This window comes from Desulfosporosinus cupriresistens, from assembly GCF_001707885.1.
Taxonomy (GTDB): Bacteria; Bacillota; Desulfitobacteriia; order Desulfitobacteriales; family Desulfitobacteriaceae; genus Desulfosporosinus.
The window spans coordinates 38,893-64,924 of the sequence record NZ_MASS01000017.1; the positions used below are offsets into that span (position 1 = coordinate 38,893).

Annotated in this window: 27 protein-coding genes and 1 tRNA gene; 7 read left to right on the plus strand and 21 right to left on the minus strand. The window is 43.0% G+C overall.

Annotated elements, in window-relative coordinates:
• Positions 1-417: 417 nt before the first annotated feature.
• Both ldhH and DSBG_RS09030 read right to left on the minus strand, forming a co-directional pair.
• Positions 418-2,586 carry an L-lactate dehydrogenase (quinone) large subunit LdhH gene (gene ldhH / locus DSBG_RS09025; protein WP_068963814.1) on the minus strand — a complete coding sequence of 723 codons (2,169 nt, stop codon included), beginning with the start codon at positions 2,584-2,586 and terminating at the stop codon, positions 418-420.
• The gene (locus DSBG_RS09030) at positions 2,587-3,159 is read right to left on the minus strand and encodes a LutC/YkgG family protein (RefSeq protein ID WP_068963815.1); all 573 of its coding nucleotides are present in this window, start codon (positions 3,157-3,159) and stop codon (positions 2,587-2,589) included. It lies immediately after the preceding gene.
• A 526-nt stretch (positions 3,160-3,685) separates the two neighbouring features.
• Here DSBG_RS09030 and DSBG_RS09035 point away from each other — a divergent pair.
• The 4 genes from DSBG_RS09035 to DSBG_RS09050 all read left to right on the plus strand — a co-directional run bounded on the left by DSBG_RS09035 (position 3,686) and on the right by DSBG_RS09050 (position 5,818).
• A tRNA-Ala gene (locus DSBG_RS09035) sits at positions 3,686-3,761 on the plus strand.
• A gap of 531 nt (positions 3,762-4,292) precedes the next feature.
• Positions 4,293-4,535, plus strand: coding sequence for a hypothetical protein (locus DSBG_RS09040; RefSeq protein ID WP_068963816.1), 243 nt, complete (start codon positions 4,293-4,295; stop codon positions 4,533-4,535).
• A gap of 138 nt (positions 4,536-4,673) precedes the next feature.
• Complete coding sequence (locus tag DSBG_RS09045) at positions 4,674-5,450, plus strand: tetratricopeptide repeat protein (protein ID WP_068963817.1); 777 nt, start codon at positions 4,674-4,676, stop codon at positions 5,448-5,450.
• 146 nt (positions 5,451-5,596) lie between these two features.
• Positions 5,597-5,818 carry a hypothetical protein gene (locus DSBG_RS09050; protein WP_068963818.1) on the plus strand — a complete coding sequence of 74 codons (222 nt, stop codon included), beginning with the start codon at positions 5,597-5,599 and terminating at the stop codon, positions 5,816-5,818.
• 62 nt (positions 5,819-5,880) lie between these two features.
• On the opposite strand, the gene DSBG_RS09055 is transcribed toward DSBG_RS09050, so the two are convergent.
• The 3 genes from DSBG_RS09055 to thpR all read right to left on the minus strand — a co-directional run bounded on the left by DSBG_RS09055 (position 5,881) and on the right by thpR (position 8,999).
• On the minus strand, positions 5,881-7,467 hold the full coding sequence (locus tag DSBG_RS09055; protein WP_068963819.1) for a prenyltransferase/squalene oxidase repeat-containing protein: 1,587 nt from the start codon (positions 7,465-7,467) through the stop codon (positions 5,881-5,883).
• 474 nt (positions 7,468-7,941) lie between these two features.
• Positions 7,942-8,394, minus strand: coding sequence for an N-acetyltransferase (locus DSBG_RS09060; protein ID WP_009624519.1), 453 nt, complete (start codon positions 8,392-8,394; stop codon positions 7,942-7,944).
• A gap of 44 nt (positions 8,395-8,438) precedes the next feature.
• The gene (gene thpR, locus DSBG_RS09065) at positions 8,439-8,999 is read right to left on the minus strand and encodes an RNA 2',3'-cyclic phosphodiesterase (RefSeq protein ID WP_068963820.1); all 561 of its coding nucleotides are present in this window, start codon (positions 8,997-8,999) and stop codon (positions 8,439-8,441) included.
• A 273-nt stretch (positions 9,000-9,272) separates the two neighbouring features.
• On the opposite strand from thpR, the gene DSBG_RS09070 reads away from it, so the two are divergent.
• A complete protein-coding gene (locus DSBG_RS09070; protein WP_068963821.1) occupies positions 9,273-10,673 on the plus strand; it encodes a two-component system sensor histidine kinase NtrB in 1,401 nt (466 codons plus the stop codon).
• Here DSBG_RS09070 and DSBG_RS09075 read toward each other — a convergent pair.
• From DSBG_RS09075 to guaB, 7 genes are all read right to left on the minus strand, one after another.
• Positions 10,651-11,898, minus strand: coding sequence for a hypothetical protein (locus tag DSBG_RS09075; RefSeq protein WP_176716233.1), 1,248 nt, complete (start codon positions 11,896-11,898; stop codon positions 10,651-10,653). The two genes, DSBG_RS09070 and DSBG_RS09075, sit on opposite strands and share 23 nt — an antisense overlap.
• 113 nt (positions 11,899-12,011) lie before the next feature.
• Complete coding sequence (locus tag DSBG_RS09080) at positions 12,012-13,079, minus strand: DmpA family aminopeptidase (protein ID WP_068963822.1); 1,068 nt, start codon at positions 13,077-13,079, stop codon at positions 12,012-12,014.
• Positions 13,080-13,155: 76 nt separating this feature from the next.
• The gene (locus tag DSBG_RS09085) at positions 13,156-13,734 is read right to left on the minus strand and encodes a TetR/AcrR family transcriptional regulator (RefSeq protein WP_068963823.1); all 579 of its coding nucleotides are present in this window, start codon (positions 13,732-13,734) and stop codon (positions 13,156-13,158) included.
• A gap of 138 nt (positions 13,735-13,872) precedes the next feature.
• A complete protein-coding gene (locus tag DSBG_RS09090) occupies positions 13,873-15,039 on the minus strand; it encodes a glycerate kinase (protein WP_068963824.1) in 1,167 nt (388 codons plus the stop codon).
• A gap of 5 nt (positions 15,040-15,044) precedes the next feature.
• Positions 15,045-15,380, minus strand: a complete 336-nt coding sequence (locus tag DSBG_RS09095) for a hypothetical protein (RefSeq protein WP_068963825.1) — start codon at positions 15,378-15,380, stop codon at positions 15,045-15,047.
• 78 nt (positions 15,381-15,458) lie between these two features.
• The gene (locus DSBG_RS22410; RefSeq protein WP_141694267.1) at positions 15,459-15,692 is read right to left on the minus strand and encodes a hypothetical protein; all 234 of its coding nucleotides are present in this window, start codon (positions 15,690-15,692) and stop codon (positions 15,459-15,461) included.
• Positions 15,693-15,702: 10 nt separating this feature from the next.
• Positions 15,703-17,157, minus strand: coding sequence for an IMP dehydrogenase (gene guaB, locus DSBG_RS09100; RefSeq protein WP_009624527.1), 1,455 nt, complete (start codon positions 17,155-17,157; stop codon positions 15,703-15,705).
• 169 nt (positions 17,158-17,326) lie between these two features.
• On the opposite strand from guaB, the gene DSBG_RS09105 reads away from it, so the two are divergent.
• Positions 17,327-17,827 (plus strand): HD domain-containing protein, encoded by a 501-nt coding sequence (locus DSBG_RS09105; protein ID WP_068963826.1) that lies wholly within the window; start codon positions 17,327-17,329, stop codon positions 17,825-17,827.
• A gap of 27 nt (positions 17,828-17,854) precedes the next feature.
• Here DSBG_RS09105 and DSBG_RS09110 read toward each other — a convergent pair whose 3' ends face one another.
• The 6 genes from DSBG_RS09110 to DSBG_RS09135 all read right to left on the minus strand — a co-directional run bounded on the left by DSBG_RS09110 (position 17,855) and on the right by DSBG_RS09135 (position 22,038).
• A complete protein-coding gene (locus tag DSBG_RS09110; protein WP_009624529.1) occupies positions 17,855-18,121 on the minus strand; it encodes a hypothetical protein in 267 nt (88 codons plus the stop codon).
• Positions 18,122-18,219: 98 nt separating this feature from the next.
• On the minus strand, positions 18,220-19,065 hold the full coding sequence (locus DSBG_RS09115) for a PHP domain-containing protein (protein ID WP_068963827.1): 846 nt from the start codon (positions 19,063-19,065) through the stop codon (positions 18,220-18,222).
• A gap of 42 nt (positions 19,066-19,107) precedes the next feature.
• On the minus strand, positions 19,108-20,061 hold the full coding sequence (locus DSBG_RS09120) for a dipeptidase (RefSeq protein WP_068963828.1): 954 nt from the start codon (positions 20,059-20,061) through the stop codon (positions 19,108-19,110).
• 83 nt (positions 20,062-20,144) lie between these two features.
• Positions 20,145-20,405 (minus strand): stage V sporulation protein S, encoded by a 261-nt coding sequence (locus DSBG_RS09125; RefSeq protein ID WP_009624532.1) that lies wholly within the window; start codon positions 20,403-20,405, stop codon positions 20,145-20,147.
• Positions 20,406-20,543: 138 nt separating this feature from the next.
• Entirely contained in the window at positions 20,544-21,326 is a 783-nt protein-coding gene (locus DSBG_RS09130; RefSeq protein ID WP_068963829.1) for a TIGR00282 family metallophosphoesterase, read from the minus strand.
• A 208-nt stretch (positions 21,327-21,534) separates the two neighbouring features.
• Positions 21,535-22,038, minus strand: a complete 504-nt coding sequence (locus DSBG_RS09135; protein WP_068963830.1) for a hypothetical protein — start codon at positions 22,036-22,038, stop codon at positions 21,535-21,537.
• A gap of 213 nt (positions 22,039-22,251) precedes the next feature.
• Here DSBG_RS09135 and DSBG_RS09140 point away from each other — a divergent pair, with 213 nt between their 5' ends.
• On the plus strand, positions 22,252-22,473 hold the full coding sequence (locus tag DSBG_RS09140; RefSeq protein ID WP_176716234.1) for a hypothetical protein: 222 nt from the start codon (positions 22,252-22,254) through the stop codon (positions 22,471-22,473).
• Between the two features lie 89 nt (positions 22,474-22,562).
• Here the strand turns inward: DSBG_RS09140 and rny are convergent, their stop codons facing one another.
• The 3 genes from rny to recA all read right to left on the minus strand — a co-directional run bounded on the left by rny (position 22,563) and on the right by recA (position 25,965).
• Positions 22,563-24,110: a ribonuclease Y gene (gene rny / locus DSBG_RS09145; RefSeq protein WP_040413502.1), complete on the minus strand. Its 1,548-nt coding sequence runs from the start codon at positions 24,108-24,110 to the stop codon at positions 22,563-22,565.
• A gap of 279 nt (positions 24,111-24,389) precedes the next feature.
• Positions 24,390-24,947, minus strand: coding sequence for a regulatory protein RecX (locus tag DSBG_RS09150; RefSeq protein ID WP_242877502.1), 558 nt, complete (start codon positions 24,945-24,947; stop codon positions 24,390-24,392).
• Positions 24,922-25,965 carry a recombinase RecA gene (gene recA / locus DSBG_RS09155; RefSeq protein ID WP_009621112.1) on the minus strand — a complete coding sequence of 348 codons (1,044 nt, stop codon included), beginning with the start codon at positions 25,963-25,965 and terminating at the stop codon, positions 24,922-24,924. Before recA ends, DSBG_RS09150 begins: the two co-directional genes overlap by 26 nt.
• Positions 25,966-26,032 lie beyond the last annotated feature (67 nt).

The window sequence follows — 26,032 nt, forward strand, 5'->3', positions numbered from 1 at the left end:
GTGCAATCCTGAGATTCCCTTCCCTAATGTGCTGCAGGAACATTAGGGAAAACCATTTACTTTGTGAGGCTTAGAAACGGGCCCCCACCATAAGCTTACAAGCTTCATTCAGACTTTTGTAAGGGCGCGTAGCTTTGATTCCTTTACAACACAGTTATGGAATTCAAACTTTTTAAAATCGTTCCCCTCAAAATCTTAAACAAAAACAAAGTCAGCCCATGAAATGGAAAACTCCATTCTGCCCTCTCTAGCCAACAACCTCTCTCCTCAATACGATTTCGCTCGCTTTCGGGGCAACGCATTGCCTAACTACCTTCTGGATCAAAGGTTGTCCGCTTCCTTTAGCTTACTTCTTGATACTAGCCTTAAAATCCTCGGTAGAAAAATGTAGTTTTTCTACTAATAACATCGAACTAACTACTTCTTATTCTTTTTAGGTGCCGTTTTTCTTTTCTCAAGGAGAAGTTCAGCCGTGTGTATCACTTTAATTCCAGGATTTCGTTTATCTAGCCCTCCTGAGATTTGCATCAAACATCCCGGGCAGTCAACAACAACGGCATCTGCACCAGTCGCTTCAATATTACCCAGTTTGCGTTCCATAATAGGGCCCGATAACTCTGGGAATTTTATAGAGTAAGAACCAGCAAAACCACAGCACCGATCAGATTCGTTCATTTCTATAAGTTGAACCCCTAAGGTATCACTCAAAAGTTTGCGAGGTTCAGCTGAAACTCCCCGTTTCCGTTTAAGGTGACAGGAATCATGATAAGTAACTTTCAGTGGCTCCCCATCTCCCCCAGTCTTCAATCCGCCTAGATCAAATAGTAATTTAGAAAAATCTCTGGACTTACGACTTAATTCTTCAGCACGAGCCATTAAGGCAGGATCATCTTGAAGGAGTTCTTTGAAACTGTCTATAAGAGCATGTGTACAAGTTGGACAGGCAGTGACAACATAATCAACCTTTTCGGCTTCTAAGGCTTTAATATTCATAATCGCACATTTACGAGCATTTTTTCGGTCACCCATATACGTTGCCGGAGCACCGCAACAGGATTGTCCATCCGGGAATACTACTTCATAACCTTTTTCATTCAGCGCAACAATCATACCTTCGCCGATCTTCGGATAGACAAAATCAATAAGGCAGCCCGCATAGAGTGCAATTGTTCCTTTCCGTTTTTTAACATCTTGCTTTATAGTTTTGAACACATCACGGAAAGGAACCTTGGCAACTGTCGGTAAACTCTTTTTCTCCGTAAGTCCAGACAAAAACATAGGTAAATGGCGGATAACCGGCTGTCCTTTGCTGAACGGCTTTTGCGCAATAGAGGCTGTACGTAAGAGTGAGTGGAACAGCCGCCGGTTAGAAACCACATCCAAGGCAAATTTTTGAGTGAACGGGAGCCCTTGTTTATCTCCCATGCGGTTTCTTATCTCTAAAATCATCTCTGGAATATCTAATTTTCCTGGACATACCTCGGAACATTTTCCACATTGCAGACAAAGATTTTGGGGATTTTGGGCATCTTTTTCCGAGTTTAAGAAATTCGTTAAGATAGTACCTATCCCACCTGTATAAATATGTCCATAAACATGCCCGCCCACAAGTTGGAAAGCAGGACAAACATTAAGACAAGATGCACATCGAATGCACTGAAATGTCTTTTTAAACTTCTCGTCTTCATACATCTTACGTCGCCCATTGTCCATTAAGATAATGTGAAATTCCTTATCCTTTACCATACCATCAGAGTAATAGGCTGGTGTTTGGCCGGTTACCATGCTTACATAACTTGTTATTTTCTGACCAGTAGCACTCTTCGGAAGTGCCTGGATAATGTACCCAGCATCTTCAAACTTGGGCACAATTTTTTCTATTCCTACTAAATAAACGTGTACGGGAGGTAATGTGGCAGTTAGACGGGCGTTACCTTCATTGGTCATCATAATCAAAGTACCAGTCTCAGCAACTGCTATGTTGGCCCCTGAAATGCCCATATCAGCCTCTAGAAACTTCTTGCGGAGTTCTACCCTGGCTGTTTTAACAAGTTCCGAGATTTCTGGCTCATTCAAGCGATTTAAGTGGTTGGTAAAAGTATCTGCAACCTCTTCTTTAGTCATATGAATTGCTGGCAGGACCATATGAGAAGGATGTTGCCCAGCGAGCTGGACGATCCATTCACCTAGGTCTGTTTCCTGAACATCCATACCTTCAGCCAGCAACGTCTTATTGAGCAGAATCTCTTCAGAAGCCATAGATTTAGACTTAACAACCCGTTTTACACTTTGGCTCTTGGCTAACTCTAGAATATATTGTTTTGCGTCCTCACCCGTAGTGGCTCGATAAACCTTAGCACCTCTTGCCGTGGCTGCTCTTTCGAATTGATCCAGCATTTCATCTAAGTGACTTGCTGCATTCGACTTAACTCGCTCGATATTTTCACTGATCTCTTTAAAATCATAACCTTCGTACGCATTTTCACGTGCTGTAGTATAAGCATCCCCAAAACGACCTAGAGCTCCACGCAACACGTTATTTCCAAGAGCATCTCCAATTTTCTTTTTGAATTGTTTGTCAGCCATTTAAGCCACCCCTTCTACTTGTTCATCAACAAAGACGACCACGAGTTGCTTCGGACCATGAACCCCAATGGTCAAAACACGTTCAATATCCGAAGTTCTACTAGGACCTGTGATAAACCCAACAAATCCTGGGATTTGAGGAAGCCGATGTAGGGTTGCCATGGTTTCCATTAGTGTAGGTATCAGTTTCGATGTATAAACAAGGGCGACGTGAATTGGAACAAGGGTAGAACACAGACGCTGATCAACATTAGCATCTGCATCGGCCTGAACAAGAGTTCCCAGTTCAGCAATAGCATAGCTAACTTGCGATATACCAGCCTGTGCATCTGGTGTGACTTCTCGAAAACGGTCTAATTTCACATCTATACCTGCTTCGTCCAATTGATTAGCAAAATTTCCTTTTTGGGAGATAGAATCATTTAGGAGAGCTACATTTTGAACTCCTTTTTCTTTCAGAAGGTTTCTAACAAGTTCACCAGCTTCTTTTGCTGTCTTGACGCGATAACATTCACCAGACACCGCTTCTAATTTAGCTTTGAATTTTTGATATAATTCCTTCGTTTGGTCCATGGGGCCTTCCTCCTCTGATGATTTCTGCAAAACAATATTTTTTAGGACTGACTCTATAATAAAGTCTAATGGTCAGACCATCATACCGTCTGTTTGTTCAATATTAGAATATTTCAAACGAAATTACAATATCTTTGTTATCTAAATTTTAAATATTTCGAACAAAGTAAGTTTTTGAAACTGACTGTACCCATTTCAGATTTATTGTTGTATAATGTAATCCATATTAAGAAAGGAGGACTTTTCGTATGACAAACGTTGTAAACGGAAAGGTTCCCAACTTTCCTTTACACGCCTTGGAAACTAGTTATCTTGTTACCTAAATATTACCAATTGATTTTCGACAAAATTTACGTTATGGTTAAATAAGTGAAGCCTAGTAGTTAATGTTCTAAAGGCCTTGCGCAGAAGAGGATTTCCGGACGCGGAAATCCTCGAATTTTTTTTGGATTTTTTCTATAATGCTAGAATAAGCGAGTTCAAAAACTTGCAATTTTAGTTTATTGGATTATAATAATTAATAATTGGGGGTATAGCTCAGCTGGGAGAGCGCTAGATTCGCATTTTAGAGGCCAGCGGTTCGATCCCGCTTACCTCCACCAATAATGAATATGCTGAAGCCCTTGGTCTTCAAGGGTTTTTTTATTTTTCATTACGCAATATAGTTCCTCTGTTTGTTGGGCCTAAAGTCTTGTTGGGGACAAGTTCTTTGTCATGGAATAAACTGATGCCTAAATAGTAAATAAGAATACCCCAGCAATGCTGAGGTATTCTTTCTTTCTAGCTTGTTATTGGCGAAAAGAATTTAATCCTGTCAGGATCATTTTCACCATAAAAAACCTTATTAGTCTGGATAATATGCTGAGGATAGGATTAGGATTTTTAAACGTTAAGATTCTCAATTTATCCCTGAATCAAGTTTATCAGGAGTAAGTTCTAGAACTTTGTAATTCATTAGAACTCTCCTTGTGTATTCTGTCAATGCAATTAGCAAGGAGAGTTCTTTATTACCGTAATCAAATAGAACATGTCAATTGGTCGAGCAGTATATCAACACGACTTATAAGCCAAACATAATTCCTTAAATTCGGGAAAGACTATTTAGAAGTTAAATATTTAAGGAGGCGTTGTTTTTGAGCCACAAAGATGAAGCCACACGAGAAGCTTTAGCCAGTGAATTAGGAGAACTTAAGGATAAATACTCCAAGTTGGAACATGATTATAATGAGTTGAAACATCAGTCTTCTCAAGTCCAAGCTCTGGGATTAGGGCAAACACAAGGGCAGCAGACTTTTCAACCACAACACGAACAACTTAAAAACAACTTTTACAATGAGGCAAATTTAGAGGTTGCCAGTGAACTAGGACATTCTTAATAAACCGGAAATATGAATACCCATAACTAGTTAATCCATTTTATTTGACCGAACAAAAGGGAAGAGCCTACAAGCTTTTCCCTTTTCTCTATGTTCTAATTGTTCCCTTTCTGCCGTACTATAAATGGGGGGGATGGAATGCAAGGTGTTCAATTCGATTCAGAAATTCTCTATGTTCAAAAACTATATTATTTCTTATTCTTAGCGACGTTTACAATGCTTACCTGTGCGATTGCTTTCTGGCGTTTTGGCTTAAACATCGGCCTACTTATTCTGGGAGGCGGCCTCGCTATTTCCTATATCGCCATGTTTAAAAAAAAGAATTTTTCACCTCCTGAAAAAAAGATAACTGCCAAACGAATGGCCCACGCAATTTCTCAAGACACCAGTCCCGTATCAATTGCTCGTTTTGCTTGCCAACTTTATTACTACTTTCATAAACCTGCTCAAGCTATTTCTCTGCTCGAAAAATTTTTACCCACCCATGACCCTCTGCTCTGCATGACACTTGGGGACATCCTTCTGAAAGAAGGCGAAGCGAAACGTGCACTCTATGTTTTGCGAGATAATCCTTATGCCTTAATCGACCCACTTCTGCTAACTACTCAAGGTCGGGCTCTCATTGAAATCGAGAAAATTCCTGAAGCTGTGCGAATGTTCGAGCGGAGCTTACATATTGCTAAACAAAATGGCTTCCCTAGAAATGGAGCCCATTGGCTTACCCAAAAATTCCTTGCTATAAGCTATACAGCAAGCATTCATCATACTTTGGCAGACTGTTATGTTATTCTTGGAAATCCACCTAAAGCAAAACATCATTACCAAGCTGGTAACCGATTTCTCTTTGATCTTTCACTATGGCGTCACCAGTCAGAGCCTATTCATTCCCAACAGATATACAATAAATCTCATTAGTTCATCAATCTTTCCTCTTTTATCCTGAGTTTAGCGCCCTATTCCAACAGTTTTCTCAAGAGTAATTCTCTATAATAAGGATAAGACAATATATTATGGCAAAATCGGACAATACTAACGTTAAGTACTCGAATGGAGGGTGAAAAATGCTGTCAACTCATGGTGAAGAAGTTCTAGGATTTATCCGTGATTTCGAAACATCCTCTCGGGATTATCTCCGCTCCAAAGGCTTGAGTGAATACGAGATGACCAACGCCTATCTCGATCTACAATGGAATTTCCTCCATACGATTCTCAAACAACGTTCTGAGAAGATGCGCAGAACTTCTCGACGCCATATTCTGCATCCAAAGAAACATGCGATATAAATAACCCCCAATCGCTTTTCAACTGAATAAGTGATTGGGGGTTTTGTTCACACAATTAACTTTTACCTAAAGAATGAGGCCTTGTACAAACGTTGATACCTCTGTAATGCACGAATAGCTGTCAGGGTCGTAGTTAAGGGTTCTTCATAGTTCCATCCTTTTGCATATACCCCACGGTAAGAAGGTTCAAACGAACCATTGCTGTTCTGAGCAGCGAGAAGATTCCTTATTCCTTTTCCCAATATTCCTCTGGGAACTATTCTTGTATACCGCCATAACCCTGAAAGAGATAAGCTGGTCTCGACAACAGAACCCCAGCCCCCATCACTACTCTGAGCTTTTATTATAAACTCTTGTGCTTTTTTTCTTGCCCCTAAAATGTGGCGTGCAGTATTCCACCGTTCCCAACTAAACTTCCATTTACTGAGTAATTCTAAGGCCTGGGCCGTGCTATAAACTGGCCCCTCGAACCATGATGCTGGAAAGGCACCTTGATCGTCCTGCTGGGCTAAAATCCAATTTAAACCTCGCCATATCTTTTCATCTTGCGTACGTGTACGCCACCATAGCGCCTCAAGAACATGAATGCTAACATCAACACTCGGAATGTATACTGGTAACTCTGAAGAGACTTGGGGAGGTATACCTTGAAAGCTGGGAAATGTTCCCCAACTCCCGTCAGTATTTTGTAGCCGCTTTAGGAGACTTACGCCCAATTGATTCTGTTCTCCAAGTACCTGATGTAAACCGATCAAGGCTACTGCCGTATCGTCCAAATCAGGGTGAGTATATGGAGGGGTACTACCATAACTCCCGTCTACATTTTGCCCTCTTTTTAACCAATCTACCGCTTGACCTATCCAAGGAATATCTGCAGGCCTTTGAGCTGTCTCAGCAAAGACACTAGCAGCCCAACCTATAGCCCATATTTTTAGTTGGTCAAAGGCAGGCCACCCACCCCCTGGATATTGTTTTTGTACTAACCACCGTCCGGCTCTTTGTGTTTGTTCAGCATAGCCTCCCTTATTCATAAGCGCAAGAATTGACAAACTCGTTGCAATAATATCCTCTGCCCAAGAACCGTCAGACATTTGGGTTTTCAAAAGATACTGAATGCCTTTCTGACTTCCCTCTTGAGAGTTTGAGGCGAGGAGTGATGCCGCTACAACAACTGGCCGACCATAAAGTGGTAGCTTGGCTAAGACTCTATCTTCCAAAATAGTCGGGAGCAAGATCTCTTCCGGCGTAGGTCCCTCCAACCCTGGGACCACTCTTTGCCCTAACGATAAGATCATATGAGAAAACTGCCTTGCTTGAGATAAGATAATGATTCTAGCCATCCACCCACCTTGGCTCCCTTGAAGAACCGTCTCAACGATCTGAGTAATCTCTTCATCTGGTTTGTCACCAGGAAACTTTCCCCATCCTCCTTGACGATTCTGCCTTAACCATTGAATACCTCGCTGTTGAGCTTTCTCAAATCCCCTTCCAACTGCGAGCAAAGCCAGTGCGGCTAGCGCTGTAGCCCCTGGGCTTGGAGATACACCGTGAGTTTCGTCAAGATTTCCTGACAAGATTTGTTCCACACCATCAACCACAAAATGCCTAGCATTATTAAGGCTCTCTTGGACTTCGTTTTTAAGATCCATAGCACCGTCTCCGTCCTTATATTTAGCGCATGCCATAATATGATTTATGTAAGAAGGAGGAAAATTGTTCAAAAAAGAAAAACGCTGAACCCTGAGGTTCAGCGGATCTTCTCACTTATACATTCGAAAACAAAAACACATACATGAAATCGCTCCCCAAAGGCTTATAAGGCATTAGAAATTCAACCGTTATTGCGTCAAGGACGTTATAGCTCAAGAGTTCCGAAAACATTTGTATTTCAAGACAAACTGCGTCACATGCCCCTCGTCGTACCAGTCCTCGTCGACCCAAGCTCAGAGGAAGTTTCTTAGCTTAATGAGCACTTTAGTGGAATCGCGTCAATGAGCGCAGGCGATAAGGCGTTAAGAAACGCAACGGTTCACATGCAGAACATCCCTGAGGTTTTGCGTTTTAGCCTTAGCGTCAAGGGAATAGCGATGGAACGTGTGCGAATGGGCTAAGAAACTTCCTCTCTAAAGCATCCGACTCACAGCAATCTCATCACAATTTGGAAACTTGATACAATTAATACACTCAGACCAAACTTTCTGGGGCATTTGATCTTTACTGACTTCTTCATAACCACAGTATTTAAAGAACTCAGGCTGATAAGTCAAAGCAAAAAGCCTAGTACAACCCAATTCCCTCGCTTCTTCTTCAAGTCCCTTAACGATCTGTGTTCCAATACCTCTTCTTTTATAATCATTGGAGACTGCCAGCGCTCGAATTTCTGCTAAGTCACTCCATAGAATGTGCAGTGAAGCAACCCCCACCAATTTCCCGTCTACTTCAGCTAGCAAGAACTCACGAATATTTTCATAAAGCATATTTCGTGATCGGCCGAGCATTAGTCCTTGTTCTGCATTACTATTAATCAATAACATCATCTCTTCGACGTCCGCTATTCGCGCCTTACGTAACTTCATCTCTTTTTCTCCTTTATACATTTTGTATAATTATACAACAGTTCTTATATTGTTGCATCTCCTTTTTTTAGCGGATAGCTGCCTATTGAATGATAAATGTGGCATCCTCGTTCTTTGACACTTTGTATCAACTCAAATGTTGCGACTGTTTCGGTTCTGAGGAATTTTCTATCCTTTCTCAAGATATTCTCGTTAATTCCATCGATTCCACCGCTCGCTAAGGTTATATGTGGTTGATAGCTACGAAATTCAGGAGGTATGCCTATGTTTCTTAGGGCACTCTCTATGGCAATTTGGAGGGAGATAAGTACCGTACTTTGCACACCCATCCATAAAATACGCGGAGCTTTAATAGTCGGGAATACGCCCAACTCCTGAAAGATAATCTCAAAAGGGCAAAATTGGGAGCTTACTTCCTTAAGCGTTTTATGAATATCTTGAACTTTCAATTCCCTAACCTCACCAAGAAATTTCAAGGTTAAATGGAGGTTATTTGGTATACGCCAATATCCTTTAATGCCATACTCCTGTTGCAATTTGACTTGCCAGGTTTGAAGAAAAGCGATTGTCTCTTTAGACCAACCAATACTTACAAAAATACGCACACAAACCCCTGCCTTTTGCCCTATTCAGGAAAACCCCCTATTAAACAAGAAGAAGTTACTTCCAAAGTCTTATTTTTTGCATTCCCGCTAAATTTGTCGTATTTTTCTAGCGTCCTTTTCGAAAACAAGTTTACACATTTGAAGATTTTAAGCCTGTTTGCGGCATTTTTTCTCTTTTAATATATCTCCTTTTTTTTACATTTTTCCGCGCTTCATTATGGTACACTATTTCAGTGTTGTTCATTGTCTTTATTGGAGGGGGGATTGTATAATGTGTTTTCCCTAAAAATTCGTTTTCTTCATCGACAAAGTGTCTTGTTATTTTTATCGCTTGTCCTTATTATAACCATTGCCATAATTAATATCTTACCACTCCCTATTTATTTACGTCTTATTCTTCTATTCTTTCCTATCCTCACGATTATTTTATGGTTTGAGCTTTGGTTAAGCACTTGGGGCAAGGCATGGATATTATCGGCAACAATGCTCGTGGTTTCTTCACAAGTGTATTCTAGTCATCCTATAATCCCGTTGCTTCTGGTTAATATTCTCTTCCTGCTGGGGATAGTGTTTCTCTACGTCCACAAAGAAACACAAGAACGCTTACTTCATCAATCTCACATCAAAGCGATGCGTGTGTTGCTTCGACAAGATCCTCCCTTAATACAAACTGTTGACTACACTCGAGAAGCGGCTATCTTGTTAGACAATAAAGCGGTTATAGTAGAATCCAATCCTCAATCGACCCTTCTGTTATCGTTATCCGAATCATCTTTAATTGGTCAACCTATATCGGATGTTTTAGGTATCTTGCATAACTTTCAACCGACCAACTCACCAGTTACCGGTGAATTCATCTGGAAAACTCCGCAGGATATCAAACACCTACGATTTCGAACTCGGCCTTTACTAGACTATGACATTCCATCAGGGACTCTTTTAATAATTTACGATATCAGTGAAGAAAAAAAAAGCTCAGAAGCCTATTTGCAAGCTGCTAAACTTTCCATTATCGGCCAGGTCTCTGCGGGTTTAGCCCATGAAATCCGCAACCCCCTAACAACCCTCAAAGGCTTTATGCAACTGATCTCCCCCGAACAATGGCCTGAGTCCTTCCGACCATATCAGCAACTTATGCTGGATGAAATCCATTCTATCGACCAAATGCTCAATAAGTTCGTCCTTGTAACAAGCCCTTCAGCGCCTCAAATGGCACCCGTCAACATGACAAAAACCGTTCATGCTCTGACGCAAATGATTCAGCCCATTTGTCTCATGCAGAGTGTTACCCTTGTTCTTGAGCTCTCCGCTCATTCAGTCTATGTTATGGGTGACCATGAACAACTTTCTCAGGCACTTCTGTCTCTTTTGAATAACGCGTTTGAAGCTTCGCCCAAAGGAGGAGAAGTTATTATTCGTATCACGGAACACGATTCGTACGTACGCCTAAGCGTTATCGATAACGGCCCCGGTATTCCTGAAAACCTCCGTCATCGTGTCCTTGATCCGTTCTTCACCACACAAGATGAAGGCACAGGATTGGGGTTAACCATTGCCCAACAAATCGTCCTCGCTCACCATGGTAAACTTCACTTTTCAGAACCCACTAGTGGAACTGAAGTGCTGATTGATTTACCCTGTTTATCGAATTTTACGAGTAACCTTTCTGCATAAGTAAATGGTTCATAAGTGTGCTTTGAGAATTCAGTTCATAAATTCCTTTTTCCCGCCAATTTTCAGGCAACGTCCAGATCGGAAATTTGGCCACATCTTTTAGCCAGCAGTACCAACGACGAATTTCTTCCTCCATGCCGAGTGTTGTTAACCAATGTACTCGGCCATCCCATACTAACGAATCCCCATGCTCATCTTTTGCGTGAACCAAAAGAAGGCTTCTTTCCAGAACACATGTCAACAGAATACTTCGAGCGGCTTTAGCAAGTGGCTTTTCAAAAATTGGACATACGACACTTAACTGCCCATTGCCTTGGAAAAAATACCATTCTTCCAGTTCGAGCACTGAGTTCTCGCCACGCTCTTTAGGAAGCCATGGCCAAGGCCAAGGGCTCCCCCAGACTGATTTAATAATGCCACCACTTTGATGAAGCCATAAAGCTAGGAGATCTTGAGGACGCAGCTTGCCTTCTTGCTCAAGTGATTCGAGGTAATCGAGGATACTCAAAATAGTTGCGCAAAATTCCAAATTAAGTGAGCCTGAAGCATCCACCCAACCCTGTTTCTGCCACTTCAATATTTGATCACTATTCTTAAGCCACTTTACTTTAGTGCTTAGTTCAAATTTCTTACCTTTGCGACGAACTTCAGCAATCTCAAAACTCCCCCAAAGGAAAGCAATCTGTTGAGGTTTTATTTCAATACGAACCTGTCGACTGACTAAATCATCAAAAAACGCCTTCACAATCATGAGTTGTTGCAAAGCAACTGGATTCAGTCTTTGCCCCCAGCGTTTCCAATCTGGGCGTTCTTCTCCCAGAGCGTAACGTGATCGGCTGCATAGTTGCTCCTCAGGAATAAGGTATAAACTAGGCGTAAGTTTTTCGCGCCAATAAACTGCCCGTGCGGAGATAGTTCCTCCAATTTTAGAGATTCCATTTAAAAAGGCCACAGAAAAATTAGGGGCCACAAAATAGATCACGGTTTTAGCACCATTACTGATTCGATTACCCCATAATACACCAGCCAGAAAGAACTCCTCTTCACGTATAATAGAAGAACTGGCAATGATGCCAACTCTTAAAGTCGTCTCACCGCCCATAAAGTAAGTAAACTGTGGTGGGAGACGGTTTGCCTTCTTTTTGTCTTCTGGGCATTCTAGCCAGTTCTGAGCAATAAATAAGTCAGAATGAGCTTCCCAGATCATGTTCCAGGTGATACTCACAATGAACCTCCCTTAGATTTTCTTCATATGCATGTTTACGCGCTATAGGCGAAGATCATGACACATTTATGAAAACTCCAAGCTATTTGTTGCCATTATTCCTCTAAGAGACCCTATCCTCCCTGCCATCTTCGAACAATTTGCAGCGTTTCCTCGATAGGCAAAGCATAACGGATGTTTCCATCACGTCCTTCCATAGTTTGAGCCATAAACAAGGCGTTCCAAATACTTTCTGCAGTTGTTTCTACCATAGCTCTGAAGTATTGATCCAGTTTCCAATCGGATAAATAATCCTTAGATTCGCATGAATAAGTGCTGACCATTAAACAAAAATCGCCACTTCCGGTCATCGAGATCGAACCTGTCCGGCTCATTCCCAAACTAACTCGCTTCGCAAGTTGTCGAAGCTGCCAGCGTGATAAGGGCGCATCCGTCACTCCCACAAGTATTAATGAACCCGGAACATAACCCTCTACCAACACAGACAGAAATTGACCAACTGGAACACCTGAAAAGAGGAAATCACGCAAGAGGCCAAAATTAGCCAGAGCAAGCATTCCAACAATGTAGTTGCGCCCATTCTGATCTTGAACGATACGGGATGCGCTTCCAATACCACCTTTCATTTGGAAACAAGACATACCGACCCCAGCTCCCACGTTACCTTGCTCTATCGGCCCTTTTGTCGCCCGTTGCAGAGCAAGTATAGCATCCCGTGGCTTAACATGTCGCCCTCGAATATCATTCAAATATGAATCATCGCATTCCATGACCACAATATTCGGTGTCCGGGCATCATTTCCAATCTCGGGATTTTGTTGTAATAGATAGGTAATAACGCCGTTAGCAACATCGTTAACGCTGAGGGTATTCGTTAATAAGATAGGACAGTTCAAGAATCCCATTTCCTGGACGAAGGGAACGCCGATTGACTTTCCATACCCATTAAAAACCTCTATCCCCGCACGGCATGGTTGACGATAAAGATTGACTGGACGAGGTAAGATCGCTGTCACACCCGTTCGAACGGGACCTCTTCCCGGAACCAACGGCCCATTGCCCTGAATTAGGGATACATTTCCTACGAGCACGCCAGGAACATCTGAAATATCATTGAAGGGACCTGTTGGCAGTTGTCCCAGCCAAAGGCCTAAACTCCTTGGAGTTCTTCTATTTTGCATAAAAAATCCCCCCGTTGTACTCTATTAAAAACAACGAAGGGATATGAACAGACCCTATCTATTATGAATTGTCCTGTTATGCCTCTTGCTTTTCAGAGAGCCCATCTAAAAAGACAGATAGTGCATGATTCAGCTCTTCATGCAAATCCCCTACACCTGAAACAAACCAGCGCATAAAATGTTGTATCATCATTCCTTCTAGACTTTCAGCCAAAAAGGCAGGATCAAAATCACGACTAATTTCGTTACTTTGTTGCCCAACAGTTAAAATAGCGAGCAGACCATAGTGCAAACTCAGATCATAATCTGCCCCTTCGCGATTCCGTACAGTAACCCAAGCAATCTCCCGGTCATTGATCATGAATTCGGCCCAATCTTGAAGCAGGGTCTCTAGTCGCTCTCGAGTACTCAAACTGTGCTTCTGGCGGCCATTGTTGACAAGATCTTGACATGTACGTCGCGAAAATTCTAAAATGACGGCTTCTTTCGTAGGAAAATAGTTATAGAAGGTTCCTTTACCTACGTCAGCATACTGTGTAATCTGCTCGACAGAGGTGGCCGTAAATCCTTGCAAGCGGAAAAGTTGCATGGCGTTAGAGAAGATCTTTTCACGAGTTTCTCTTTTCTTGCGCTCTCGACGAGATATATCCTGCATTTTAAATCCCCCTTAATATGGATGTGTTAGCAAAGGAGTAAACTTCTATTAGTCATTCTCCAAATTCCATATTTTTCCTTCTTTTTCCAGGGGTTTTCAGAAATTTTACTTCTCCGCATGCAGAATGGAATTATCAAATTATCTCATCGGCCTGTTTTTCACACGAGCTGATTCTTCCCCAAGTTTCCAAACCGTTAGGATCCTCCAAACTGCTCGCTCTAACTGATCTTCCGCCTTCTTGTATGCCTCTTCGATGGTTGTCGGCCCTTCAGAAACACTGAAACAGCTTGTGACCCCACTGTCAGCGAGAAGATCAGGAAGGCCCTCCACAGATCCTGAAATGACAAGTACAGGAACCTCATACTTTTTTGCTAAAGCTGCAACCCCTACTGGTGCTTTACCGTAAGCTGTCTGGAAGTCTGTCCTTCCTTCGCCAGTAAGTACTAAATCTGCGTGCTGAATTTTCTCTTCGGCATTGGCTACCTCTAAAACCATTTGTGACCCTGGTCGCAATTTTGCTCCTAGAAAACCAACGACTCCCGCACCAAGTCCGCCTGCCGCGCCTCCACCAACTAATTTTAGCAGGTTTGTACCCGCATATTCGCTCAAACGTTCACCTAAGTTTTGCAAAGCTGCGTCCAGAACTCGGATATCCTCAGAATTTGCACCCTTCTGTGGACCATAAACAGCACTTGCCCCCTCTGAACCACATAGCGGGTTTTGAACATCACAGGCCACCTCGATCACCACTTTTGATAGGCGAGGATCTATTCCAGACATATCAATATTGATAAGGTTGGCAAGCGCTGCTCCACCTTGAGGCAAATCTTTACCCTGAGCATCGAGCAACCTAACCCCTAATGCAACCGCCAGGCCAGCTCCGCCATCATTCGTCGCACTTCCACCTATACCCAGGAGAATTTTCTTAACGCCACGCTCCAGCGCATCCCGAATAAGTTCACCAGTACCCTGCGTGGACGTCAAGCGAGGATTTCTTTCCTCATCATTCAAAAGCGTTAATCCGGAAGCCGCAGCCATTTCAATAATCGCCGTTTCCCCCTCGTCAATAAGTCCATAAGCTGCCCCTATTGGCCGTCCCAAGGGATCTGAGACCTTGGTTTCGATCTTTTCTCCACCTACCGAGCTAAGTATAGCTTCCACCGTACCTTCTCCCCCATCAGCCATCGGGATCAGATCGATCACACTTTCCGGGTACACCCGTTGAACACCCCTGCTCATCGCAAGAGCTACGTTTAAAGCAGTTAAACATCCCTTGAAAGAATCTGGGGCAATGACGATTCTCATTATTATCACTCCTTAGCTTGAGCACGATGTCCCATAATCATTCCGATCTTAAGAAAAATGAAAAGACTAATAAAATCTAAAACTACCAATGTCCAACCTTCAATTGGAATTCCTGAAATAACCGCAACCAAATAGGTCAAAGTATTGAATATAATAGCAGCAAGATATGCAGAACGCAGGTTCTCCGGCCGGGAACGATACCCTACCAAAAAACCCAGTGGATAAAAAACTGCAAAATTAAAAGTCAGTTGACTAAGTAATCCATCTGAAACAAAAAACTCGCCCCAAAAGATGAAGAGCAAGCTTAAAATAAGAAAATAGCGCCAAAAAGCAGAAATCATGCTTGCCTCCCATCAAAACAAGGGAGAGAGTTGAGACTCTCTCCCCAATTCTATTTATACTAGTCAGAAAGTATAAGTTCAACTAGGCGGCCGCTGACCATGAATGGCCGAGTGTCCCCGTAGCCAAGACTCAAACAAGGCGTTTGAGGTTAGAGCATCGCCACGGATGGCTAGATGCCGTATGACAAAGCGCCGTGATGGCGAGAAGGGAACGCCTTCGCTGAGGCTAACAAGAAGGTTAACACGTGCGATAACAGTGTCTGCAAAAAGACTAATACGTGCGAAGACAGTGTCTTCGCGGGCGTCAGCCAAGTTTTCTTTATTAGCTGTAGTTTGGCGCTTCCTTGGTAATCGTCACATCGTGTGGATGGCTTTCGCGAAGTCCTGCAGCTGTTATGCGCATGAAGCGGGTTTGGGTTCTCAAGGCCTCGATATTTGGAGTTCCACAATACCCCATCCCGGCACGCAACCCCCCAATCATTTGATAGATTGTTTCAGAAACTGGTCCTTTAAAGGGGACACGACCTTCGATGCCCTCAGGCACAAGTTTTTGATCCTTTTCTTGGAAGTAGCGATCTCGGCTTCCTGCTTTCATTGCACCGATTGATCCCATGCCCCGGTAAACTTTAAAACTCCGCCCTTGATAGATTTCCATTTCTCCAGGGCTCTCTTCTGTCCCAGCGAAGAGGCTTCCGATCATAATAACCCGAGCACCAGCCGCTAGGGCCTTTACAATATCACCAGAGAACTTAATGCCTCCATCTGCGATAATCGGAATCCCATATTTTTCTGCTTCCTCAGCACAATTCATAACGGCAGTAATTTGAGGAACTCCTATTCCCGCAACGACACGCGTCGTACAAATTGATCCTGGTCCAATTCCAACTTTAATCGCATCAGCGCCCGCTTCAATCAATTCGCGAGTTCCCTCTGCTGTTGCTACGTTGCCTGCAATCAGCTGTGTCTCCGGAAAACGCTCTTTTAAAGCTATTACCGTGTCGATAACGCCTTTAGAGTGTCCATGTGCCGTATCTAAAGTGATGACATCAACACCAGCTTTAACTAACGCTTCAGCACGTTCTAACAGATCTGGAGTGACACCAATGGCAGCACCCACCCGTAATCGACCGCGGTCATCTTTGGCTGAGTTCGGATACTGCCGTGATTTCTCAATATCCTTAATTGTAATAAGACCCTTCAGGATTCCTTCGGAATCAACAATTGGTAACTTTTCTATCTTATGTTGGCCTAAAATTTCTTTAGCATGTTCAAGGGTCGTACCTACAGGAGCTGTTACCAAATTTGTTTTGGTCATTACTTCTGAAATCATACGGTCATAATTTTTCTCAAAGCGCAGATCTCTGTTTGTCAATATTCCGACAAGTTTTCTTTCAGCTGTAATCGGGACCCCAGAGATTCGATAACGTTCCATGAGTTTTAATGCTTCTTTAATCGTGTCATCGGGGTGTAAAAAAATAGGATCGGTAATAACCCCATGTTCCGATCGTTTAACCTTATCGACTTCTAAGGCTTGCTGTTCGATACTCATATTTTTATGAATAATCCCAATTCCGCCTTCCCGCGCAATGGAAATCGCCATACGAGAATCTGTGACTGTGTCCATTCCGGCACTCATAAGCGGAATATTGAGTTTAATCTTTTTGGTCAAATACGTGCTGACTTCTACATCTCGTGGAAGAACCTCCGATTTAGCTGGAACAATGAGAACATCATCGAATGTAAGTGCTGCTTCTTTGATAATACGATTGGACTGCATGATTAGCTCCCTTCATAAATAGTTTTCTAATTAGTATACCAGAAATACGATCATAAGGATAGGATTAGTTCTTGTATTAATTTTTCCCCTATTCTGAAGCAAACTATTCCATACTACTTGTAAACCAAGTTTATGTTCACTATGATAAAGAATACGAGGAGGTGAAAACATGTTCTACCGAGTGCATCAATTCATTCAGGCGTTCTTTCCTCAGATTGATTCTTCCGAAATAAAATGGGCAATGAATAACTTGTCCCCTGGAGCCTGTTCACTTTTCCTCAATCAGTCTCGATCAGAACAACGTCACGCTCTTGATGTGGCAAAAAGTATCATGAAACATCAATATACTGTATCAAATTCCGAATTTCAAAACCTGCTCGCCGCTGCACTCCTCCACGATTGTGGGAAATCCATCGTTTCCATTCGCCTCTGGCAACGTGTATTTATTGTTCTAATGCAAAAAATGCCCCAGTGCATCTGGTCGCGCCTCGAGACTAGCCAGACAATTTTCGCATTACCCTTAGAAATTGCCACGCAGCACGCCACTTGGGGCGGGTGTTTAGCTCAGGAAGCAGGTTTAAACCCTGAGATTTGTCTTTTGATCCGCGAGCATCATGCTCCTAACACAGAGCTAGGAAGTATCTTAGCAAGTGCTGATAATGCGCATTGAAAAAGCATGAGTCGCCAAAGAGTAGGCTCATGCTTTTTGTTCTGATGATTCCATCTTTTCTTGAAGTTCCACAATTTCTTTGTTTTTCGAAAAAATCCACTTAGCAAACCGTTTGTTATCTCGTTGTAAACGCACGTTTTCCTTTTCGAGCCGGTGAACTAAGGCCACCTTTTCTCTTTCAACTTTCTCTAACAGGTTCATAAGTACCCGGCGGCTTACTCTTAAGTGTTCAACACGTTGCTCCAGCTCCCCAACACGAGCCCTAAGTAATTTCAATTCATCTATGGCATCCAAAGACTTTCGCCCCCTCGGCTCTAACTACACTAGTATTCTATGCCGAGGAACCGCATTTTAACCCTGCCCTATTAAAGACTCTTTCTTGAGCATCTCAACTAGTTTCGCTCTGCTAGATCAAGGATTTGTTGAATCACATTAAGAGACACTCCCCAACCCCCGAGCTTCACACCGGGCTTAAGTGCTTCTCCATGAAAATCCGAGCCTCCTGTTATCAGTAGCTGATACTTCTGCGCAATAGTATGGAACTTTCTTACGTCTTCGGGATTATGATCGGAATGGAAAACCTCGATGCCTTGGAGTCCAACTTTGACCCAAGTCGGAATTCCTTCCTCTAAACGATGGACACCGGGATGGGCAAGAACCGCAACACCGTGTGCTGCCCGCACTAATTCAATCCCCTCTTCTGGTGTCATCTTATAGCGCGGAACATAAGCAGGAGCCCCCACCCCAATGTAGCGATCAAAACCTTCCCCAATACTACTCACATATCCCCGTTCCATCAGAGCATGGGCAATATGTGGACGCCCTATAGATTCTCCTTGAGCAAACTGCCGAACTTCATTAACGCTAATATCAATCCCCTGAGCTTCCAAACAATCAAGAATCTTTAGCATGCGGTGTTCACGAGCTTGGCGTAAATACCTCAGCTTATCGTTTAAGAAGCTGGATGAACCATCTAGATCGTATCCAAGAATATGAACCTCTTTACCTTGCCACTCTGTGCTAAGCTCGATCCCTCTAAGTATTCTGATCTGATGTTTTTCTCCGGCTTCCTCTGCCTCTTGCCATCCCTGGATCGTGTCATGGTCTGTGATGCCAAGCCCTTTTAAGCCCAACTCTGCAGCTGAGTAGATAAGCTCTGTTGGTGTTAACAATCCGTCGGATGCTGTTGTATGGCAATGCAAATCTGCTTCGAACTGGGAAAATGCTGAATGATCCACTCTTTCACCCCTTTTCGAGGGAGCTTTATTTTTCTTTCTCTCTTATTTTAGCACAGCAGATAATAAACGCCTAAAATTACTACCTGTAATCTGTTCAATCTCCGAGGTGGAAAACCCTCTCTTTGTCAAATCATTAAGTAGGTAGTCGTAATCGCCGACATGCCCAAGACCATCAGGCGCTTCGCTAATTCCATCAAAGTCCGATCCTAACCCGACCGTTTCTACCCCAGCCACATCTGCGATATAGCAAATATGACGTACCACATCATCTCGAGTCGTCTTGCCCGCCTCTTTCAGAAATCGAGGATAAAAGTTGATTCCGACTACCCCTTTATGTTTTGCCAAAGCACGAAGTTGTTGGTCAGTTAGATTTCGTGGATGAGCACAAAGGGCCTGCGCACAAGAATGGGAAGCAGCGATGGGATCTTTCGAAAGTTCTAAGACATGCCAAAATCCGGCTTCGTTCAGATGAGAGACATCAATAAGCATGCCAAGTTTATTCATGCGTAGGACAACTTCCTGGCCCAACAGCGTTAATCTACTTTGGGTGCCAACTTCGCCAACCCCGTCGCCCAAGGCATTACGTTGATTCCAGGTCAGCCCTAAAGCCCTGACACCTAGCTTGAAAATAATATCAAGCATAAAGATGCTTTCACCTAGGATTTCTCCACCCTCTACACTCATCAGAATACCTATCCGATCTGAGTCTGGTATTTGTTGAAGGTCCTGTTTCGTTTGAACAAGAAATACCTGATCAGGATGATCCCCAATAAATCGATGGGCCCCTTCTATTAGTTGTAATCCACGCCACGTAGCTGATGACGGTTTATACCTCGTTTCAATAAAAGCAGCCATGAATTGAAGAGCTACTCCTGCCCTCCTTGCTCTCTGAATATCCCAATGTCCTCCCTCTGAAGGATCTTGAAGTGTCCTCTCACCGTTTACAAAATGGATTAGACTATCGCAGTGCCCATCAATTATATAGGGTTTTTTCATAACAACGAGCCCCTCCTCTTAAACAACATAATAAAGCACCTGTCTGCTATGATTATAGCAAACAGGTGATACTCAAGTGACATTTAACGTGCCTGAATAATTAACTTAATGGCAGTTCTCTCTTCTCCATCAATTACAACGTCGGTGAATGCCGGGATACAGATCAGGTCAACTCCACTTGGAGCCACGAAACCACGAGCAATTGCTACAGCTTTGACAGCTTGATTGAGAGCTCCTGCTCCAATAGCCTGTAGCTCAGCGCCACCGCTCTCACGAAGAACCCCTGCAAGGGCACCCGCGACAGCATTCGGACTTGATTTTGCTGAAACTTTTAAAACATCCATAGAAACATCCTCCTGCTCGAATTGGTTTACAAGTATTGCCACAACTTTGAATATATGTATTCGAGAGCAAGCAGGCGAAATCCTCTTTTCTCAAAAGAATTTTCAGATTTTTTATATAATTATGTGAAAACGCCTTTATTAGGCTTCAGCAAAGCGTTGAATCGTTTCAATTTTACTGGTTTTTCCAGATTCCTCATCAATATCTAAGATCAGAGCATTAATCTGTACCGGGCCACTTGCCAACTCGAACTTCGCGGGAAGCTGGGTCAAAAAGCGATTTATAATAATTTCCTTTTTTACTCCCAAAACAGAATCTCTTGGTCCTGTCATACCGACATCTGTAATATAAGCTGTTCCCTGAGGAAGCACACGGGCATCTGCTGTCTGAATATGGGTATGAGTTCCCACAACAGCGCTGACTTTACCATCGAGAAACCAGCCCAACGCAACTTTTTCTGAAGTTGCCTCGGCATGGAAATCGATTATGATAATAGGAGTCTCTTGTTTAATTTGATTAATCCAACGTATAGCTCCACTAAAGGGGTCCTCCAGTGGGGGTAAAAATATACGACCGGATAAATTAAGAACACCAATTTTTCTTCCCATCGCCCGAATAAAACCATGCCCTTGTCCCGGTGCTCCAACTGGATAATTTGCTGGGCGGACAAGTCTTGGCTCATGATCGATAAAATTCATAATTTCTCTTTGATCCCAAACATGATTCCCCATTGTCAAGAATTGGATTCCATATTTATAAAGTTCTTCAGCAACATCTTTTGTTAATCCTTTTCCAGCCGCGGCATTTTCTGCATTGGCAATGGTTATATCAACTTTATATTCCGCCTGAAGTGGTTTTAAGAAACGTTTAACAGCTTCCCTTCCAGGCTTACCCACTATGTCTCCAATAAAAAGTATTCGCAACGAACGTGCCTCCTTCTAAATCGAGGTTCGAGGCGCGAGGTTCGAAATTTGCACATCGCCCACCACCCCTAAACAATATTCATAGAATGCTATTATTCTTCATTTTAATACAGTTTATCCGGTTCGAGGTTCATGGCTCGAATATCATATATCAAGTATTAAATATCGAACATCGAACATCGAACATCGCGCTTCGCGCCTCGCAAACCTAATTCTTAAATACCAATACTCGACCCTCTTCTCGCAAAGCGACAACGTTTTTATCAATATCATGCGTCTGAATTGAAGACAGCATGTGGTTAATCATTTCTTCCTGAAAAACCTGTTCATCTTCGGGCAGATTCATTTCATCGTAGACTAAATTCTGTTTATATTCTCGTTTTAGAAGTTCAACAATGAGCCCTACTTCGCGTTGAGTCATACTATCGACATCCCGGGTTACTGTGATAACACAGACGTTTTCCTCGCTCCGACATGCAATATCAAAAACCCGCATACTCTTTCCCTCAAGCTGATGGAAGAGTTCTAAGGCAGGTTTCAGGATTTCTTGGAAAGAAGAGAGTTCATCGTGTTGCGTTATCATAAAGGTAAACTTAAGGGCATGCTGCTCACGCCAATAATGAACCGAACCTACCTCAGAGTATCTCAACAGAATTGAGGTCAATAGTCCTACTCCGTCTTGAACACGTCCTCCATCTTTATATATATTCATCCTTGTTTTCAGTCCTCTCTATTACACTATCCTTAACATGACAACTATTCGGCATAGGACTGCTTTTTCCTGCATAGAAGCTGCTCAAATCGGTTGGGCATATTTGGTTTTAGTGCAAGATTAAACTTCTAGAATGATATAAAGAAAACTTGGTTGACGCCCAAGCCAGAGGCGCAGGCGGCAGCTTTAGTTGCACTTATGCTTCCAGAAAGTATGGAACGAAAGTTATGCTTTCTGACTAGTATAAAGAAAACTTGGTTGACGCCCAAGTCACAGGCGCAGGCGGCAGCCTTAGTTGCACTTATGCGCTGGCCAAGGATGGCCGAGTGTCCCTGTAGCCCGAAGACACTGTCTTCGCACGAATTAGCCTTCTTGCAGGATGGCGAGAAGGGACCTTCCAGAAAGTATGGAACGAAAGTTATACTTTCTGACTAGTATAAAGAAAACTTGGTTGGGTCTATGTGCTTGGATGACAAAAACAGGCGATCCGCAGAATCGCCTGTTTTAACATCTCTTAGATTTGACTATTTTGCAAAGTCAACCGCTCGGGTTTCACGGATCACCACTACTTTAATTTGCCCTGGGTATTCAAGCTCTTCTTCGATCCGCTTACTTATCTCGCGCGCGACACGTGGAGCGAGCACATCATCAATCTTGTCAGGTTTAACAATAATACGAACTTCTCGTCCGGCTTGAATGGCAAAGCACTTTTCGACCCCTTCAAAGCTCTCCGCGATCTCTTCTAGCTTCTGCAAACGTTTAATATACGTTTCCAAGGTCTCTCGGCGTGCACCTGGGCGTGCTGCAGAAACTGCATCAGCAGCAGCAACAAGGACGGCAACCAAGGTTTTCGGCTCAACATCGTTATGATGCGCTTCAATTGCATGAACAACATCACTTGATTCCTTGTATTTTTTAGCTAGATCAACTCCAATTTGGACATGGGTCCCTTCCATATCATGATCGACGGCCTTGCCAATATCATGTAGGAGACCTGCCCGCTTGGCAAGCTGTATATCTATGCCTAACTCCGCAGCCATCAAACCTGCCAAATGAGATACTTCTGTCGAATGCTTCAAGACATTTTGTCCATAACTTGTACGGAATTTGAGTCGACCGAGCAAACGAATTAACTCAGGATGCAAACCATGCACGCCTGTCTCAAATGTTGCTTGTTCCCCTTCTTCGCGGATCTTTTGGTCGACTTCTTTCTGAGCCTTTTCAACCATTTCTTCAATCCGTGCAGGGTGAATACGACCATCGGCAATAAGTTTTTCGAGAGCGATTCGCGCAACTTCTCTGCGTATGGGGTCAAACCCCGATAAAATCACGGCCTCAGGAGTATCATCAATAATAAGATCGATTCCTGTCAAAGTTTCTAAAGTACGGATATTACGCCCCTCACGGCCAATAATCCGACCTTTCATTTCGTCACTAGGCAACGCCACAACCGATACTGTTGTTTCAGCTACATGATCCGCAGCGCACCGCTGTATAGCCAAAGCAATAATATTTTTAGCCCGTTTCTCTGCTTCTTCCTTAGCACGAGTCTCAATTTCCTTAATCATGATCGCCGACTCATAGCGAACCTCTTCTTCAACTCTTTTCAGCAATAGCTGTTTGGCCTCTTCTGAGGTCATGCCGGATAAACGCTCTAGTTCAGCTTGCTCTTGACCAACAAGCAGGCTTAACTCTTCTTTTTGTTGTTCTACTTCACTTTCTTTGCGATGTATATTTTCCTCTTTGCGTTCAAGTGATTCAATTTTGCGATCTAAGCTCTCCTCTTTTTGGAGCAAGCGTCGTTCAAGCCGCTGGAGTTCGTTACGCCGTTCTCGAGTTTCTTTTTCCACTTCATTATGGATATGCATAACTTCTTCTTTGGCAGCAACGACCGATTCTCTCTTCTTACTTTCAGCTGCAGAATAGGCATTCTCGACAATACGTTTTGCTTCTTCTTCTGCAGATCCAATACCCTTTTCAGCAGTATTTTTACGAATAAGCCAACCTGCTAAGACACCTAAAGCTAACCCCACTAATATGGCGACTAATCCAATAATAACTGTTTCCAACATACGTGCACACCCCCTTGTTTGTCAAATTCTATTTTTCAAATAAAAAAAACTGGTTTCCCAAAACCAGTCACATTAAGCATAACCTTAAAGACGGGAGTTTTTCCCCGTTTCCTACAACTCTCGTAAGTCAAAAAACCGTATATTTAACTGACTACTACGAAATCTATAAGAAAACCTTAAAGGTTAAATCTTAACAGAGACAGGTCTCTGCTAAGATTTTAATATCATTTGCAAACAATGTCAAGCTTGTCCTAAAATGGTGCATTTTATACACTAGGCCTACCTAGGATCTAATGTCTCATCATCCCGATTATTAGTGGTTTTAATCTGATAGAGTACTTTTCTTACCATGTCGGAGGGATACCCACGTTGAATAAGCTTGCGAGCAACTTTTTGCTGAAGCCACAAATCACGCGGAACCTGTCTCTTGGAATCTTTCTCATGAACCTTTTGATCCCAACGCTCACCCTCTTGTACCCACCACCGTTTGGCGAGGGTTAAACACTGCTGAAACTCATCACCACTTGAATACGTTGCTTCCAACGCTTGCTCAATCACCTGGGATACTAACCCTCGGTTTTGCAAATCTTGGAGGACTCTGCGGCGTGAATAACGTCTAAGTCGATTTTGCGAAACTGTCAAAGCTAATTCCTGGTCGTTAATATAACCTAAGTTCTCCATCTTTTCCAACACTTCGCTAATTTCCGAGCTTTCATAACCCTTTTCCATCAGACGTGTTTTCAATTCATAATGTGTCAAAGCACGACGTGATAAACAATCCAAAGCGACCTCTCGGGCACTCTTAAGAGGTTTAGAACTCGTCAAGTGAATCATCATCTTCCGTTACTTCCGCTGTGCCTGCTGAGGTGTTCATATTTGTGCGGATCAGTTGCTCAAGAACGTTGGCCATATCCAGATGTTGCTTGAGATATTCTTTAACATTCTCACGTCCCTGCCCTAACCGTTCTCCGTTATAAGAGTACCAAGCCCCAGATTTCGTAATTATCTCCATTTCGGTACCGATATCTACGATACTTCCTTCACGAGAAATACCTTCACCGTACATAATGTCGAAATCTGCCGTTTTAAAAGGGGGAGCAACTTTATTTTTGACAACTTTAATACGAGTTTTATTGCCTACAATATCCTGCCCTTGTTTTAAGGCTTCTTGCCGACGGATATCTATCCGAATTGTAGCGTAAAACTTAAGAGCTCTGCCCCCCGTGGTCGTCTCTGGGCTACCAAACATAACGCCTATTTTTTCACGAATTTGATTGATAAAAATAACACAAGTATTGCTCTTGCTAATGGAACCCGTCAACTTACGTAAGGCCTGTGACATCAGACGAGCATGTAAACCAACATGATTGTCTCCCATTTCCCCTTCAATCTCTGCACGAGGAACTAAAGCGGCCACAGAGTCAACTACGACGACATCCACAGCAGCACTGCGTACAAGTGCCTCACAGATTTCGAGTCCCTGTTCTCCCGTGTCCGGCTGGGCGACCAGTAAATCATCAATATTAACTCCTAAAGCCTTAGCATAAACAGGATCGAGGGCATGCTCTGCATCGATGAAAGCAGCTGCTCCACCTAATTTTTGAGCTTCAGCAATAATATGCAATGCAACAGTTGTTTTACCAGAGGACTCAGGTCCGTAAATTTCAATAACCCGCCCGCGCGGTACCCCTCCAACGCCTAAGGCCAAATCTAGCGCCAAAGAACCTGTAGGAATAACATCAATTACTACTCCCGCATTTGATTCTCCTAATTTCATAATCGAACCTTTGCCAAACTGTTTCTCAATCTGAGCAAGTGCAATGTCAAGTGCTTTTAGCTTATTCGTTTCGGCCATTCCGTTATCCTCCTCATCTGGGTCCAATTAACGCATTTTTGCGTTTTGGCAAAACATCTGTTCGGTT

Excerpts from the sequence above, each read along its gene's own strand:
- ldhH (WP_068963814.1), bottom strand. The coding sequence starts at position 2,586 with ATGGCTGACAAACAATTCAAAAAGAAAATTGGAGATGCTCTTGGAAAT.
- DSBG_RS09030 (WP_068963815.1), bottom strand. The coding sequence starts at position 3,159 with ATGGACCAAACGAAGGAATTATATCAAAAATTCAAAGCTAAATTAGAA.
- DSBG_RS09045 (WP_068963817.1), top strand. The coding sequence starts at position 4,674 with ATGCAAGGTGTTCAATTCGATTCAGAAATTCTCTATGTTCAAAAACTA.
- DSBG_RS09050 (WP_068963818.1), top strand. The coding sequence starts at position 5,597 with ATGCTGTCAACTCATGGTGAAGAAGTTCTAGGATTTATCCGTGATTTC.
- DSBG_RS09055 (WP_068963819.1), bottom strand. The coding sequence starts at position 7,467 with ATGGATCTTAAAAACGAAGTCCAAGAGAGCCTTAATAATGCTAGGCAT.
- DSBG_RS09060 (WP_009624519.1), bottom strand. The coding sequence starts at position 8,394 with ATGAAGTTACGTAAGGCGCGAATAGCGGACGTCGAAGAGATGATGTTA.
- DSBG_RS09080 (WP_068963822.1), bottom strand. The coding sequence starts at position 13,079 with ATGCAAAATAGAAGAACTCCAAGGAGTTTAGGCCTTTGGCTGGGACAA.
- DSBG_RS09085 (WP_068963823.1), bottom strand. The coding sequence starts at position 13,734 with ATGCAGGATATATCTCGTCGAGAGCGCAAGAAAAGAGAAACTCGTGAA.
- DSBG_RS09090 (WP_068963824.1), bottom strand. The coding sequence starts at position 15,039 with ATGAGAATCGTCATTGCCCCAGATTCTTTCAAGGGATGTTTAACTGCT.
- DSBG_RS09095 (WP_068963825.1), bottom strand. The coding sequence starts at position 15,380 with ATGATTTCTGCTTTTTGGCGCTATTTTCTTATTTTAAGCTTGCTCTTC.
- guaB (WP_009624527.1), bottom strand. The coding sequence starts at position 17,157 with ATGCAGTCCAATCGTATTATCAAAGAAGCAGCACTTACATTCGATGAT.
- DSBG_RS09105 (WP_068963826.1), top strand. The coding sequence starts at position 17,327 with ATGTTCTACCGAGTGCATCAATTCATTCAGGCGTTCTTTCCTCAGATT.
- DSBG_RS09120 (WP_068963828.1), bottom strand. The coding sequence starts at position 20,061 with ATGAAAAAACCCTATATAATTGATGGGCACTGCGATAGTCTAATCCAT.
- DSBG_RS09125 (WP_009624532.1), bottom strand. The coding sequence starts at position 20,405 with ATGGATGTTTTAAAAGTTTCAGCAAAATCAAGTCCGAATGCTGTCGCG.
- DSBG_RS09135 (WP_068963830.1), bottom strand. The coding sequence starts at position 22,038 with ATGAATATATATAAAGATGGAGGACGTGTTCAAGACGGAGTAGGACTA.
- DSBG_RS09140 (WP_176716234.1), top strand. The coding sequence starts at position 22,252 with ATGGAACGAAAGTTATGCTTTCTGACTAGTATAAAGAAAACTTGGTTG.
- rny (WP_040413502.1), bottom strand. The coding sequence starts at position 24,110 with ATGTTGGAAACAGTTATTATTGGATTAGTCGCCATATTAGTGGGGTTA.
- DSBG_RS09150 (WP_242877502.1), bottom strand. The coding sequence starts at position 24,947 with ATGATGATTCACTTGACGAGTTCTAAACCTCTTAAGAGTGCCCGAGAG.
- recA (WP_009621112.1), bottom strand. The coding sequence starts at position 25,965 with ATGGCCGAAACGAATAAGCTAAAAGCACTTGACATTGCACTTGCTCAG.